14 protein-coding genes and 1 pseudogene are annotated in these 14,435 nt (G+C 70.9%); 2 read left to right on the plus strand and 13 right to left on the minus strand.

Translation table 11 applies throughout. The features are described from left to right. Window positions 1-611: 611 nt before the first annotated feature. The 8 genes and pseudogenes from GH723_RS19000 to GH723_RS03065 form a co-directional block, all read right to left on the minus strand. Complete coding sequence (locus GH723_RS19000) at window positions 612-746, minus strand: hypothetical protein (protein ID WP_267471330.1); 135 nt, start codon at window positions 744-746, stop codon at window positions 612-614. 8 nt (window positions 747-754) lie between these two features. Continuing rightward, the gene (locus GH723_RS03035) at window positions 755-1,000 is read right to left on the minus strand and encodes a YgaP family membrane protein (protein ID WP_153758263.1); all 246 of its coding nucleotides are present in this window, start codon (window positions 998-1,000) and stop codon (window positions 755-757) included. A gap of 87 nt (window positions 1,001-1,087) precedes the next feature. Continuing rightward, a complete protein-coding gene (locus tag GH723_RS03040) occupies window positions 1,088-1,693 on the minus strand; it encodes a DoxX family membrane protein (protein ID WP_153758264.1) in 606 nt (201 codons plus the stop codon). A 59-nt stretch (window positions 1,694-1,752) separates the two neighbouring features. Then, window positions 1,753-1,914: a hypothetical protein gene (locus GH723_RS03045; RefSeq protein WP_153758265.1), complete on the minus strand. Its 162-nt coding sequence runs from the start codon at window positions 1,912-1,914 to the stop codon at window positions 1,753-1,755. 190 nt (window positions 1,915-2,104) lie between these two features. Beyond that, complete coding sequence (locus GH723_RS19005) at window positions 2,105-2,554, minus strand: Na+/H+ antiporter NhaA (protein WP_195210492.1); 450 nt, start codon at window positions 2,552-2,554, stop codon at window positions 2,105-2,107. A gap of 74 nt (window positions 2,555-2,628) precedes the next feature. Next, on the minus strand, window positions 2,629-3,414 hold the full coding sequence (gene nhaA / locus GH723_RS19010; RefSeq protein ID WP_153758267.1) for a Na+/H+ antiporter NhaA: 786 nt from the start codon (window positions 3,412-3,414) through the stop codon (window positions 2,629-2,631). Further along, the gene (locus tag GH723_RS03060) at window positions 3,414-4,361 is read right to left on the minus strand and encodes a DMT family transporter (RefSeq protein WP_229023001.1); all 948 of its coding nucleotides are present in this window, start codon (window positions 4,359-4,361) and stop codon (window positions 3,414-3,416) included. The genes nhaA and GH723_RS03060 overlap by 1 nt, the downstream gene beginning before the upstream one ends. A gap of 1 nt (window position 4,362) precedes the next feature. Further along, window positions 4,363-6,799 (minus strand): annotated as a pseudogene (locus GH723_RS03065) (heavy metal translocating P-type ATPase). A gap of 140 nt (window positions 6,800-6,939) precedes the next feature. On the opposite strand from GH723_RS03065, the gene GH723_RS03070 reads away from it, so the two are divergent. After that, window positions 6,940-7,989 carry a type II glyceraldehyde-3-phosphate dehydrogenase gene (locus GH723_RS03070; RefSeq protein ID WP_153758268.1) on the plus strand — a complete coding sequence of 350 codons (1,050 nt, stop codon included), beginning with the start codon at window positions 6,940-6,942 and terminating at the stop codon, window positions 7,987-7,989. A 1,003-nt stretch (window positions 7,990-8,992) separates the two neighbouring features. Next, window positions 8,993-10,327: an APC family permease gene (locus tag GH723_RS03075; RefSeq protein ID WP_153761050.1), complete on the plus strand. Its 1,335-nt coding sequence runs from the start codon at window positions 8,993-8,995 to the stop codon at window positions 10,325-10,327. Window positions 10,328-10,514: 187 nt separating this feature from the next. Here GH723_RS03075 and GH723_RS03080 read toward each other — a convergent pair whose 3' ends face one another. The 5 genes from GH723_RS03080 to GH723_RS03100 form a co-directional block, all read right to left on the minus strand. Beyond that, on the minus strand, window positions 10,515-10,862 hold the full coding sequence (locus tag GH723_RS03080) for a hypothetical protein (RefSeq protein ID WP_153758269.1): 348 nt from the start codon (window positions 10,860-10,862) through the stop codon (window positions 10,515-10,517). A 50-nt stretch (window positions 10,863-10,912) separates the two neighbouring features. Beyond that, window positions 10,913-11,845 (minus strand): M56 family metallopeptidase, encoded by a 933-nt coding sequence (locus GH723_RS03085; RefSeq protein ID WP_153758270.1) that lies wholly within the window; start codon window positions 11,843-11,845, stop codon window positions 10,913-10,915. Further along, the gene (locus GH723_RS03090) at window positions 11,842-12,216 is read right to left on the minus strand and encodes a BlaI/MecI/CopY family transcriptional regulator (RefSeq protein WP_153758271.1); all 375 of its coding nucleotides are present in this window, start codon (window positions 12,214-12,216) and stop codon (window positions 11,842-11,844) included. The genes GH723_RS03085 and GH723_RS03090 overlap by 4 nt, the downstream gene beginning before the upstream one ends. A gap of 226 nt (window positions 12,217-12,442) precedes the next feature. After that, window positions 12,443-13,090 carry a DUF3105 domain-containing protein gene (locus GH723_RS03095; protein ID WP_153758272.1) on the minus strand — a complete coding sequence of 216 codons (648 nt, stop codon included), beginning with the start codon at window positions 13,088-13,090 and terminating at the stop codon, window positions 12,443-12,445. A gap of 33 nt (window positions 13,091-13,123) precedes the next feature. Beyond that, a complete protein-coding gene (locus GH723_RS03100; RefSeq protein WP_153758273.1) occupies window positions 13,124-14,071 on the minus strand; it encodes a class E sortase in 948 nt (315 codons plus the stop codon). Between the last annotated feature and the right edge of the window lie 364 nt (window positions 14,072-14,435).

The following is a 14,435-nucleotide window of genomic DNA, read 5'->3' on the forward strand; positions in this document are numbered from 1 at the left end:
TGGCCGCCGGCCGGGAACGCCCAGAACACCCCGTCGGGGCACTCCTCGGGACGGGCCCAGAACTCCAGGTCGCAGCCGCCGTGGCCGTGCCGCAGTTCCATGCCGACGCTGCGGTGCGCGGGATCGGGGGGCGGCGCGCCGTAGGTGCGGGCCAGGACGGCCCGCCACCCGGACGCGTCGATGAGCACCGGGGCCCGCACGCGTCGGTCGCCGACTCGCAGGGAGCCGTCGTCGTCACGCCCGCCGAAGGCTGCGGCCGCCACGTCGATGTCGGTGAGGCGGCGGGCGAGGATGTCGCACATCGTGCGGTAGTCGAAGGTGGCGAACGGGTAGGCGGGCTGGAAGCCGATGCGCCGGCGGCCGGCGTTGATCACGACGGTGGGGTGGATCTGCTCCAGGGCGTCGAGGGCGTCGAGCCGCGCGATCACCGCCAGCAGCGTGCCGCACGCCGAGGTCTCGCCTGCACCGGGCGGCTGGCGGTCGGCGAGCAGCACCCGCCCGGCCCCTTGGAGCTGGGTGGCGGCGGCCAGCCCGGCGAAGCTCGCACCGATGATGACGGCGTCATAGTCGTCGACGGTTCGCACGATCCCTCCTCCCCGGGCGTCCCGAGTTCAGCGGCCGATGACGATGAACACCACCGCGAGGATCATTGGGATGCAGCACAGCAGCATCGCCCAGCCGCCGTGACCGTGGCCCTCGCTCTCGCCGGCCGCTTCGGCCGGCGCGGGCCGGTCGTGGTCGTGCATGGGTGCGTTCACCGTGCCGTGCCTTGCAGTGAGCTCGGCACGTGGCCGAGGCGGGCGTACAGCGGGCAGTAGCCGCGGGCGCCGGTGACGATCAGGTCGATGCCGGCCCCGAGGGCGAGCAGCGCGCCGACCCAACCCCACAGGGAGGGCCCGGCTACCACCACGACGATCCCGAGGACGGCCAACGCGGCGCCGAGGACGATGCGGCCGACCCGCTCGGCGTTGCCGATGTTCTGTGCGTGCTGCGTGCTCATGGTGCTCCTTCTCGGGTTCGAGGTCCGGGGCGTTGGTGGGCGCTCCGGTCCCGCTGGCGGAGGCGGGACGGAGCGCCCGTGGGTTGGTCAAGACAGGACGGTGGCGTGGCGGCGGACGAAGGGCAGCCGCGCCCACGCCCGGCCCAGGCCCCACCGGTTGCCGGCGGCGGTGACGGCCACGACGATCAGGGCCAGCGCGTAGATGACGTGGTAGTCGATGAGGGGGTTGGTCGACCCGGTCGCCTCACCGGCGGCGGTGTAGCGGGCCGGGTGCCACTCGGCGATCCACATGAGCGCCAGCAGCAGCGTGCCGCTCACCGCGGCCAGCCGCAGGCCGATGCCCAGCACGACCGCGGCACCGATGCCGAGCAGGCCGAGCATGAACAGCCAGTCGACCCACCAGTCGCCCGCCATCGAGCGGAACGTGGAGGCGAACGGGCCGGCGTCGATGCTGCCCAGGAACCCCTTGGTGGGGGAGCCCCCGTTGAGCCAGGCCCGCTCCGAGGGCGTCGAGTAGCCGAGGCCGAACAACTTGTCGACGAACGCCCACAGGAAGACGAACCCGGTGGCGATCCGCAGGCCGGCGAACCAGGCCGACGGCTCGGTGGGGCGGGGCCGGTGCCCGTTGTGACGGCCAAGGGTGGGGCTTGCCCGCTCGGTGCGGGTGGGGCGGGTGGTGGTCGGTGTTGCCATGGTTCCCTCTCCTTCCTGAGGGTCGTGTGTCGGGGCCGGTGTTCGTACCGGCCGGCGGCTCACGCCTTCTCGGCGGGCTTGGGGTTGTCGGCGTTCACGGCCGGGTCGCCGCAGCAGCCTGCGCCGTGGCTGGTGTCGTGCTGGCTGTCGTCGTCGTGGCCGCCGTGCTGGTGGCCGTCGTGCTCGTGGCCGCAGCCGCAGCCACCGGGTGCGCATGTCATGTCGTCTCCTCTCGGAGGTCCGGCTCGTCGCGAGTCGGGCCCGTACACGGTCATGGTGCGCCGTGGGCGGGTTCGAGCCATCCGGAGCAGCTACGGCTTCGCCATGTGGTGGAACCCTGATCACACGATCGGGTCGGTCGCGACTGCGCGTCGCCGCCAGTTGCCCGCCGCGGTCGGGCACGAAAGGGGCTCAGCCCGCTTGGGGTTCCTGGGCGCTGCTGGTCGTGGTGGCGAGCAGGATGGAGGCTGCGATGGTGGCGGCGGCCAGGGAGGCGAGGAGGATGGCGACGGTGGCCTGTGCCTGGAGCGTGGTGCCCTCGAAGGCGAGGCCGGTGATGAAGATGGAGACGGTGAAGCCGATGCCGCCCAGCGCGGCGACGCCAAGCAGCCCCCGCCAGGTGGCGCCGTCGGGCAGCCTGCAGATGCCGATCCGGGTGCCGATCCAGGCGAAGGCCGAGATCCCGACCAGCTTGCCGACGACCAAGCCGAAGAAGATGCCCGTGGCCGTCCGCGTGGAAAGGGTGTCGGCGATCGCGCCCGCGCCAAGGGGCACACCGGCGTTGGCCAGGGCGAACAGGGGGACGATCACGAAGGTGGTCCACGGGTGGAAGAAGTGTTCGAGCCACTCGATGACCGACACGGAGTCGCGAGCCAGCGCAGCCGTCTCTCGCGCTGCTTGCACGGTGGAGATGTCGGCGAGGGCGTCGGTGTCGATCAGCTCCCGTTGGCGGGGCGCGCCGGTGTCAGGAGCCCGAACACGACGCCGGCCAGGGTGGGGTTGACGCCGGATTGGTGGAGGGCGAGCCACACGGCGGCGCCGAGGGCGACGTAGGCGGTGACGGCGCGCACCCCGAGGCGCCGGAGGGCGGCGGCGGCCAGGAGCAGGACCGCGGCGGTGGCGAGCGCGTCGAGCTGGATGCCGTCGGCGTAGAAGACGGCGATGATGAGGATCGCGCCGATGTCGTCGGCGATGGCGAGCGCCAGCAGGAACACCTTGAGGGCCGACGGGATCCGGCTGCCGAACAAGCTGAGCACGCCGACGGCCATGGCGATGTCGGTGGCGGTGGGAATGGCCCACCCGCGCATGCCGTCCGTGCCGGCGTTCACCGCGGCGTAGATGAGCGCCGGCACCACCATGCCGCCGAGCGCGGCGACCGCGGGCAGCGCCGCCCGGCTCGCGGTCCGCAGCTCGCCTTCGACGAGCTCGCGTTTGACTTCCAGGCCCACGACGAGGAAGAAGATGGCCATCAACCCGTCGTTGATCCACTCGCGGAGGCTGAGGTCGAGCCCGTGGTTGCCGAGGACGACGGTGAACGACGTCTCCCACAGCTCCTCGTAGGTGTCCTGCCACGGGGAGTTCGCCCACAGCAGAGCCAGCGGCGTCGCTCCGATGAGGACGATCCCCCCGGCCGCCTCCAAGCGGAGAAAGTCGACGAGGGGCCGGATCAGCACGGTGTGGCTCGCCCCCGACGGCGTGTCCTCGGGCCGGTCGTGCACCATCAGTCCCTCCCGGCCGGTCGCTCCGTGGGGTGGCTGCTGGGATCCGATCCGCGGAGCACGACCCACAGCGACCCGAGGACGAGGACGAGCCCGGCCGCGGTCCAGCCGCCGGGGCGCTCGGCGGTGGCCAGGAACGCGAAGGCGACGCCGAACACGGGGGTGAGGAACGTCCAGGCGGCGAGGCGGCCGAGCGGCGAGCGGAGGGTCTCGACGAACCAGGCCCAGTAGGCCAGCGCCGTGCCGACGAGCGCCAGGAAGCCGAGGACGAGGAGAAACCGTGGGGTCCAGTCGATGCGGGGGAGGCCCTCGACGGCGCCGGCCACGACGGCGAGGCCGGCGCCGCCGATGACGAAGTGCCAGCCCGCGGTCTGGACGAGGTCGGCGCCGGTGAGGCGGCGGGCGAGGAGCGTTCCGGCGGTGATGGCGGCAGCGGCGAGGATCGACAGCCAGGCGCCGGTTCCGCCGCCGGCCGGGACGGCCACGACGAGGAGGCCGGCGAACCCGACGGTGAGCCCCACGGCGGTGCGCACGGTGAGCCGCTCGCCGTAGAGCCACCACGCGGGGAGCAGGATCAGCAGCGGCTGGGCGTTGGCCAGGACGGCGGCGGTGCCGGTGGCGAGGCCGGCGACCCCGGCGAACATGGCGGCGAACGCGATGCCGGCGTTGGTGAGGGCCAGCAGGCCGATCAGCCGCCAGGCGCGGACGCCGGTCGGCAGCGGCCGGCGCTGCGCGGTGGCGAGCGCGACCAGCGCGGCCCCGGCGACGAGCGATCGCAGGGTGGCGAACCAGAGCACCGGCGCGTCTCGTAGGCCCCAGCGGATGGCGACGAAGCAGGCCCCCCACGCGGCGGTGATCCACAGCATGCGCAGCGGCGGCGGGCCGGCCGGCGCCTCGCCGTCCCAGCGGTGGCGCGATGCCGTGGTCGTTCGGCGCAGCCACAGGGTCAAGTCAGCGAACGGGGGTCGTCGCCGGTACTGCCTCGGGGGCCAGCGTCGTGGCCGCGGCGTCGGCGATCGACGGGAGGCGGAGGCGTTTGAGCATGACGGCGTTGACGGCGACGATGAAGCTCGACCCCGACATCGACAGGGCGGCGATCTCGGGGCGCAGCACCAGCCCGAACGCGGGCTCGAACACGCCCGCGGCGATGGGCAGGGCGATGACGTTGTAGCCGACGGCCCAGCCCAAGTTCTGGCGCATCTTGCGCAGCGTGCCCCGGCCGATCTCGATGGCGGTGGGGACGTCGAGGGGGTCGCTGCGCATGAGCACCACATCGGCGGTCTCGATGGCGACGTCGGTGCCCGCGCCGATGGCGATGCCGATGTCGGCTTGGGCGAAGGCGGGCGCGTCGTTGACACCGTCGCCGACCATGGCGACCTTGCGGCCCTTGGGCTTGCAGTTCGGCGACCTTGGTGGACTTGTCGCCGGGGAGGACGTCGGCGATGACTGTCGTCACGCCGAGCAGGGAGGCGATGCGGCGGGCGGTGGCCTCGTTGTCGCCGGTGAGCATGACGACCTCGGTGCCGATTCGTCGTAGCTCGGCGACCGCCGCGCCGGCGGTCTCTCTGGGGGCGTCGGCCATGCCGATGAGGCCCGCGGCGCGGCCGTCGACGGCGACGACCACCGCGGTGCGGCCGCCTTCGGCAAGCTGGGTGCGGCGAGCGGCGAGCCCGTCGAGGTCGACGCCTTCGCGTTCCATCAGGCGGCGGTTGCCGACGACGACGCGGTGGCCGTCGACGGTGGCGAGGGCGCCGTGGCCGGGGACGCTGTCGAAGTCCTGTGCCGGCAGGACGTCGGCGCCTCGCCGTTCGGCTTCGGTGACGATGGCTTGGGCGAGGGGGTGCTCGGACTCGCATTCGACGGCGGCGACGAGGGCGAGGAGACGGTTCTCGTCGATGACGGTGGCGATGACGTCGGTGACCTCGGGTTCGCCCTTGGTGAGGGTGCCGGTCTTGTCCATGACGACGGTGTCGATGCGGGCTGCGGTCTCGAGGGCCATGGCGTTCTCGAACAGCACGCCCCGCCCGGCGCCGAGGCCGGTGCCGACCATGACCGCGGTGGGGGTGGCGAGTCCGAGGGCGTTGGGGCAGGTGACGACCACGACGGTGATGGCGAACAGGATCGCCTCGCTCACCGGCCGGTCGGCCAGCACGCTCCACACGAAGAAGGTGCCGGTGCCGCCGATGAGGGCGACGAACACCAGCCAGAACGCGGCCTTGTCGGCGAGGCGCTGCCCGGGGGCCTTGGAGTTCTGGGCCTCTTGGACGAGCTTGACGATCTGGGCCAGTGCGGTTTCGGAGCCGATCTTGGTGGCCCGCACCCGCACCGTGCCGGTGGTGTTGAGCGTCGCCCCGATCACCGGGTCGCCCGGGCCCTTGTACACGGGGAGGCTCTCGCCGGTGACCATCGACTCGTCGAGCTCGGTCTCACCTTCCTCGACGACTCCGTCGACGGCGACCTTGGCGCCCGGTCGCACCAGCAGCAGGTCGCCGACCTGCACGTCGGCGGTCGGCACCTCGACGGTCTCGCCGTCGCGGATCACCGTTGCCATCGGCGGGGCCAGGTCGAGCAGCGCCCGGATGGCGTCGTTGGCGCCGCCGCGGGCGCGCATCTCGAACCAGTGGCCGAGCAGCACAAACGCGGAGAGCACCGTGGCCGCTTCGTAGAAGACCTCGCCGCCGCCGGTGAGGGTCACCCACAGCGAGTACAGCCAGCCGGCACCGACCGCCACGGCGACGAGGACCATCATGTCCAGCGTCCGCGCCCGCAGCGCCCGCCACGCGCCGTCGAAGAAGATCCACGCCGACCAGAAGATCACCGGCAGGCTCAACACCAGCATGAACACGTCGTCGCGCATGCCGAACGGCGCGGCCGCGTCGAAGTTGAGGACGTCCCGGCCGATCGGTGACCACAGGAGAATGGGGACCGAGAACACCGCGGCGACGAGGAAGCGTCGGCGCATGTCGGCCACCATCTCGGCCATCGACGCGCCGCCGTGGCCGCCGTGGCCCATCGTCTCGTGCGGCGAGCGCACCGCTGCTTCGGCTGGCTCCTGGCCGGCGTGGCCGTCGGCTGCGGGCTCCTCCATAGGGTCGCAGAGGTGGTCGGGCACCGACTGGCCGGCGCAGTGATAGCCGCACCGCTCGACCCAACCCCGAAGTTCCGCGACGTTCGTGACTGTCGGGTCGTAGGTGACCGTCGCCGTTTGGGCGGCGGGGTTGGCGTCGACAGCCGATACGCCGGCGATGCGCCCGAGCGTGGCCTCGACCACGGCCTTCTCGCTGGCCCAGTGGAGGCCGCTGACCTCGAGGACGGCGGTCGCGATGGCGCCGTCACGGCCGCCACCACCGTGGGCGTGGTGGTGGTCGTGAGCATGGGGTGCTGGCATGCGTTCGTCCTTCCGCTGCCGGCGGGTAGGACACCCGTCTCCTACAGTCTGTCGCAGGAGCGCGCGGACTGTGCCCGCTCAGTGCGGTTGTCGCCGAAATGCCGGCACGCCGAGCGTTGATCGAACCACAGGAGGATGCGATGTCCGGTGCGAAGGTGCGGGTTGCGGTCAACGGCTACGGCGTGATCGGCAAACGGGTCGCCGACGCGGTGGCGCTGCAAGACGACATGGAGCTGGTCGGCGTGGCCGACGTGGCGTCCGACTACCGCATCCGTGTGGCGGTGGAGCGCGGCCATGCGGTGTTCGCGTCGGACCCCGCGGCGGGCGACGAGATGGACGCGGCCGGCATCTCGGTGGCGGGCACGCTGGACGATCTGCTCGGCCGGGTCGACGTGGTGGCCGACTGCGCCCCGAAGAAGCTGGCGGCGGCCAACAAGGACCGCTACCAGGCCGCGGGGGTGAAGGGCATCTGGCAGGGAGGCGAGAAGCACGAGCTGACCGGCTACTCGTTCTGCGCCCAGGTGAACTACACCGGCGCGCTGAACCGAGACTTCGCCCGGGTGGTGTCGTGCAACACGACGGCGTTGAGCCGCACCATGCACGCCCTGCACCGGCGCGGCTGGGTGCGCCGGGCGCGGGCGGTGCTGCTGCGGCGGGGGACCGACCCGTGGGAGTCGCATGCCAACGGGATGATCAACACGGTCGTCCCGGAGATCAGGGTTCCCAGCCACCAGGGCCCCGACGCCCAGACGGTGATCCCCGACCTCGACATCACCACCCTGGCCGGCGCCGGCCCCTACAACCTGAGCCACATCCACTTCGCCATGGTGGAGACGACCCGCCCCGTCAGCCTCGACGAGCTGCGCGACGCCTTGTGGGACGAGCCCCGCGTCGCCTTCGTCCGCGCCGCCGACGGCCTGGTGGCGCTGAACTCGGTGATCGAGCTGATGCGCGACCTCGACCGGCCCCGGGGCGATATGTGGGAGGTGGCGGTGTGGGAGGACGCGCTCGCCAGCGACGGCCGCGAGGTGTACCTCACCTTCCAGGTGCACAACGAGGCGATCGTCGTGCCCGAGACCATCGACTGCATCCGGGCGCTCACCGGCATCGAACCGGACGGGGCCGCGTCGGTCGCCAAGACCGACGCCTCGCTCGGGATCACCAAGACGTTCCTGCCGGCGACGACGTGAGCCGATTGCGCCCTTCACCGACGCGACGCTGCCCCGTCCGGGCGACCCTTCGGCACGCAGCTCCCGAACGAAGCGACCCGCGCAACGGCCAACGGGTCACCCACAGCATCCGCCCCGGCTCGGGCCGGTTGCCAGTCTGGACTACGCCGCGGCTCCCTCACGCGGACATGGGCGTCGGCTGCGCATCGGCCCCGGCTGGCTCCTCTAGCGGCGCGGCCGGAAGGCGCAGGCGCTGGAGCATCACCGCGTTGACAGCCAGGGTGAAGCTCGAGCCTGACCCATCGCCAGCTCTGTCGGGACAAGTGCCAGGATGGCCCATAGCACCAGTCCCCGTGAGCGCGATTCAGCCGTGGCGGTCGGCCGAGACCACTTCCCCACCTCGCGTGCTCCCCTCCGCGGTCGTACAGCACGATGCCGCGGTGGTTCCGGCTCGCGAGGAGCTGTGGTAGCTCGAGGTGACACGACGTGCAGCCGTGAGACGCCAGGCTGCTAATCCGACAAGCAGCAGGAGCGCTCCGGTGAGGCTCACGGTGGCCACGACGCCGGAGACGGCGAGCCCGACCACCAACAGTACTGGGACGCCACAGCAGGCGGCGCACGCGCCGACGGCCGCGAGTCGCGAACCCGAGCCGGCGGGGTGACACTCAATCGAGTTGGGCAGCGTTTCCCCGTCGTTGGTCGTCCGGGGGTTCGATCGTCCCTCCGGCCACCACGCCGGCCGGTCGAGGTGCGGCTCGCCCTCGAGAAGCCACAGGAGTCGGCCGATGCCTCCTGCGCACACCACCATGAGTCCTGCTGCGACGATGAACGTCATCTGACTGTGCCTCCATCTGGTGCTGTCGTACGCAGTCGACAGGGGCGATCGTACGACGCTTTGTCGTAGTGTCGGCAACGTGCCAGAAGACCTTGAGGGCATCGACGCGAGGGCGGCGGTCGCTCAGCACAGGGACGACCGCCCTGTCTAACCGCAAGGGTGCTTCGGAGGAGAATCGTCGTGGACCAGATGACCGCCGCTGACGACAGCGCCCCGGAGGATGTACCCGGGAGTCTGACGTTGTCGGGGGCGGTCGCGCTCGGCACGGGGGTGATGATCGGTGCCGGGATCTTCGCGCTGACCGGGCAGACAGCTCGGCTGGCGGGCGACTGGTTCCCGCTCGCGTTCGTCGCGGCAGCCGGGGTGGTGGCTGCGAGCGCGTACTCGTATGTGAAGTTGTCGAACGCGTTCCCGTCGTCGGGTGGGGTCGCCATGTTCCTGCGCGAGGAGTACGGACCCGGGACGGCGATGGGCGTGTTCGCCATGTTCATGTACGTGTCGATGGTGATCAACGAAGCACTCGTGGCCAGGACGTTCGGCGCGTATTTACTCCAGGTCGTCGACCTCGAACCGGTGTCGTTCTGGGTGCCCGCGTTCGCGGTCGCGTTGCTCGTTGCCGCGTTTGGCGTGAACGTCGCCGGCAACCGCGCGATGCAGGCCGCGCAGCGGGTCATGGCGGCGGTCAAGATCGTCGGCCTCGGCGCGTTCGCAGTCGCTGGGCTGTGGTACGCGTCGGCGGCCGAGTTCACCAGCGGCACCGGCGGCGAGTACACGGCGTCGCCGGAAGGCTTCCTGGCCGCGGTCGCGCTGGCGATCCTCGCCTACAAGGGCTTCACGACGATCACCAACAGCGGCGGCGAGCTCGTGGACCCGCACCGCAACACAGGACGGGCGATCGTGATCGCGCTGGCGATCTGCACCGTGGTGTACCTGACCATCGCCGCGGCGGTGGCGGGGAACCTCGATGTGGCCGAGATCGTGGACGCCGAGGACTACTCGCTCGCCGAGGCGGCTCGTCCAGCGTTCGGTGACGGTGGGGTGAGCTTCACCGTCGCACTGGCCCTCGTGGCGACGGCCTCGGGAGTGATGGCCAGCATCTTCGCGGCGTCCCGGATGCTGGCGATGCTCACCCACATGACCCAGGTCCCCCACCGGCACTTCGGCATCCCCGGCACGGTGCGGGCCCACACCACCGCGTACACCGTCATCTTCGCCGTCGCCCTGGCAGCGACGCTGGACCTACGTCGGATCGCCGTCTTGGGCGCCATCTACTACCTGATCATGGACATCGCCATCCACTGGGGACTCCTGCGGCACTTACGTGATCGCGTCGAGCACCGCCGCGCCATCGTGGTAGGTGCGATCCTCCTCGATGTCGTCGTGCTCGGCGCACTCGTGTGGGTCAAGGCGTCGGCCGATCCGCTCGGCCTGTGGGTGGCGGTCGCCGGCATCGTGCTCGTCGTGCTGGGCGAGCGGCTGTTCATGGCCTCCCACACCCGACCCGACGGCACGATGGACATGTGAGCTACCGAAAACGCGCCTGGTGAGATCTCGACCGCGGTTCGGCGCAGCCGCCAGCAGTAGTGTTCTGCGACAGGATGTCGGAGACATTCGGATACGTCTCACCACAGGCGGCTGTCTCGGTCCATAGTCCCCCGCAGCACGGATCGGTGGTCGAAGCGGATGCAGCGCAGGGGTGTCGGCGCGACCGTCACCCCATGACCGGAACCCGCACCCACCGCACGGCGCTGTCGAGCGTGACTCGCGGCCACGTGGCGGGCGAGGCGAGCTGGTCGGCATCGCAGCTGCCGCAGGTCTGGTCGTCGTGCTGTGGCTTGCTGGTATCGGATCCCTCGGTGTGGGCGTCGCTGCCGGGCTTCTGGTGATCACGTGCCTCGCTGTCTGCGTGATGGCCGCGCTGACGGGTCATCGGTGCGGTCGCGACATCGAGGCAGCAGCGGCCCATCTCGTCGCCGCTCGACGTGACCAGTACAAGGAGGGGGGAGCCTGAAGCCCCGCAGGTCGTCGTGGCGCTCGCCCTAGTCTTCGGATCGGTCATCGCCATCGGTCTCGCCCAACCCGACGAGGAGAGCGGAGGGGTTCACCGCTCTAGTCGAGGCAGAAGCTCAGGAGTCCGAGCAGGAGGTGGTGCGACGTGAGCGTCCAGGTGGCGGCTGCGGCGACGCCGATGGTTACCGGCGCGCCGATCATTGCCACCGTCTGGGCGCGCCTGGTCGAGTTGATCGACTGCGGGTGATCGAGGGCGGCGAGGCGGGCCAGGATCGTGTCGGCTGGGGTGAACGCGGCGACCGCGCCGGCGATGGACTCCGCAGCCTTGGTCAGAGCACTCCGGACGTCGTGGCGGTCCTCGGGGCGGGTGATGGCGTCCTCGTCGGCGCAGCGCTCCACGGCGAGGCGTAGCACGCTGGTCGCACGCGCGAGGGCGGGGATGCGGGCGAAGACGGCCTCGATCTCGCAGGCGAGCACGAGTTCGCGGTGGTGGCGGCGGCGCAGGTGGCTGGTTTCGTGGCGGATCACTGCTGCCAGTTCCTCGGCGGTCATGGCATCGTGCAGGCCTTCGGACAGGACGATCTGGGGGTTGGGGCCGGGCACGGAGTAGGCCAACGGCCGGGTTGCGGGGATGACAGCCAGATCGAATCCATCGGCCCGGGTGTGGCTCCCCAGCCAGGCCTCGATCCGCGTGGTGTCGGTGACCTGACGGACGTGGCGGCGGGCGTGCCAGCGCGTGAGCAGCACCCAACCGAGCACGCCGAGGCTGGCCCAGCCGGTGAGGTCACCGCCGGGTGCGGGTGGCCCGAGGATCTGATTGCAGGTGTCGGCAAGTTTGTGTGCGCCGACACCACCCAGCACCGTCGGTGCGGCGGTGGCGAGGAGACCGAACTGCACCAACCCGAGCCCGATCCGGAGGCTCACGGATGTCGCGCGGGTCCACTCGGCGGGGGAGAGCTGGGCGAGGCGGCGCCGCAGCAGCCACGGGAGTAGGAGCAGGCCGAGGCCCCCGAGCGAGACGACCAGGGTCATCGTTGGGGACCCCTACTGCCGAGTGCCTTGCGGAGGGCAGCGCGCTGCTCATCGGGAAGCGAATCCGCGAACGCGTTGAGGGCGAGCGTGTGGTCCTCGGCGGCGCCCAGGACCGCCCGCATGCGCTGGGCGACCCGCTGATCGCGCCCGACGACCGGCTCGTAGGCGTAGGCGCGACCGTCCTTGCGGCGGGTCAGCTCGTCCTTCTCCCACAACCGAGTGAGGATCGTCATCACCGTGGTGTACGCGAGGGCGCGATCGGCCGCCACCACCTCGTGCACCGCGCCAGGGGTCATTGGTTCGCCGGCCGCCCAGAGCACCTCTAGCACTTGGTTCTCGAGCTCGCCCGAGCGCAACTTCCGTCCCGACATGGCCGCCTACGGTACCCGATGCCGCAACAGCGACACGACGTAGAAAAATTGGAGTCGTGTTGTGATCTCCCGCGCGTGGCAACCAGCTCCAAGCGGCTCACACCTCGTGACCCTTCACGATGCCCGGGCACTTCGTCGTTGCGGCCCTTGTGCTCGCGTGGTGGGCGGTGATCCGGCCGTAAAGTGCAATCCCCAGCTTGTTGCAGCACGCTGGAACGTCGATAGTTCAGCGATCGCAGGTTAGGCGTTCGGGGCCGCGCTGCCGGTATGTGCGTACGAACTCGGTGATCTCTGGGTCGGCGGCGTCGTAGGCCTTGATCCGCCCCCATGCCGTTGCCACGACTGGTCGGTCAATGCCCGTATTGGCGGAGATGATGACGTGGGTGTCCCACTCGTCGGTCGCGTCGATGAGCTCGTCGGCCAGCTCGGGTCGCGCTGCGTCGTACCAGAGGACGACCGCGCCATGTTCGAGGCCATGTACGGCCATTGCCGGATTGAGCGGTTCCCGGTAGGTGCCACACCGTGGCGCCCGCGCGTCGTGGGCCCCGCTGGTCGGGGTCGGCGAGTCGTAGTCTGCGGCCGCCACGTGGCCGCCACCGCGATTGGATGGACGGGCGACCCCGGCGAGCTCTGGGTCGGGCCGGAAGGCCAGCCACCCGCCCCCGGCGACCACGCCGAGGGCGACCACTCCCAGGGCGGTGTTGCGGATGCGGCGCAGACGCCCCTTACGCGCTTGATGGCGCCGCTGCTCGATCTGGCGCTCGAGGCGAGCTTCGTGCATGGATGCTGGCTTGTCCGGCTCTTGCGTGGTGCGTGCCTTAGCCCGTTTGGCCTTGGCCGCCTTCGCCTTCTTGCTCTGGGGATGGGGCGACAAGGGGTTCTCCTTCGAGTCTCGGGTGTTGCGCAGTCAGACGCTGGGCGGGAGGAGTCGGTTCAGGTTCTCGAAGAACACGAACAGCACGATCAGGAAGGGGACGACGCCGAGCGCGTACGCCGTCCCGCGCCGCCACTTGCGTCCGGCCAGCCAGATCACCCCGGCTGTGCCGGCGGTGGCAAACCCCCAGAGCAGGGCTGGGAACAGGGCTGCGGAGCTGTCGTCGAGCGACCCTCCGATTTCCGAACCAGCTGTGAGGGCCTCGGGCGTCGCCGTCGCAGCCGGCGTGGCTACCGGCGGAATCGGGCGATCGTCGGCGTCGGTCGAGCCGGCCGGCGGTCGGTCGAGACGGGCAGTGACGATCAGGCGTTGAGCCGCCGAGTAGCGGGGGTTGCAGGTCGTGAGGGTGAGACGGTCGTCCCCGAAGTCGTCGAGCACGTCGACTCGCGTGGGTGCGACCACCTCGTTGCCGGTCACCTTGTACTCGAACTCCCCCTCGCGTGTGGTGACCCGGATCACGTCGCCGGGCTCGAGCTCGTCGAGCCGGTAGAAGGGGGCTCCGTAGGTCGTCCGGTGGCCGGCGATGGCAGCGTTGCCGGCCTGGCCCGGCAGCGGAGTCCCCGGGTAGTGGCCTGGCCCGCGCCGCAGATCTCGCTGGCTCACGCCTTCCACGACGATCTTGTCCACCCCGATGGCGGGGATCTCCAACCGGGCGACAGCGCTCCCCTCCTGAGGCAGCAGCGATTCCGGTGCGGACGTGGACGTACTGGTTGTCGGGGCAGTCGCTGCCGGGCTCGGTTCGCTCTCCGGGGGTGGCGGTTCGGCTGCGGCGAGGACCGTTGCGAAGTCGTCCTCGAGTGAGTCCTGGGCGCGGGTTTCGACGAGCGACGTCCCCCAGAGCTGGTAGACGACGAACAACAGGACGAGCACACCGCTGGCGATGAGCACTCGCCCTAGGAATCCGAGCACACGACAAGGCATCTACGACGCAACGTAGTTGACGAGGTGCGGGCAGAGATCGCGGCAGGGGCGCTCGACGCCGAGGTGCCCTCCAGCGCGGCGACCCCGGTTCGTCGCCCACTGCTCGGCAGCACCCGGCGACGCTCGGCGAGCTCAGCGGTCTCGGTCCAGGTCTTCAGGGCGCAGGCGACATCCGGGGGCACCCCATCCGCTTGCGCCACCGCGCCAAGACCGGCCGATCGCCCAAGCGAGCGTCGCGGACCGTCATCGGCGGGTCCATGGCCCGGCCCCGGGCCCCACACGCCCCACACCACCGTCGCTGACGTCTCCCCCGCCCCGTCTTTGGACTTCAAGCAGCAGGAGACTCATGGAGGCCGGTGGACCC

The sequence above is a fragment of the Actinomarinicola tropica genome, from assembly GCF_009650215.1.
GTDB lineage: Bacteria > Actinomycetota > Acidimicrobiia > Acidimicrobiales > SKKL01 > Actinomarinicola > Actinomarinicola tropica.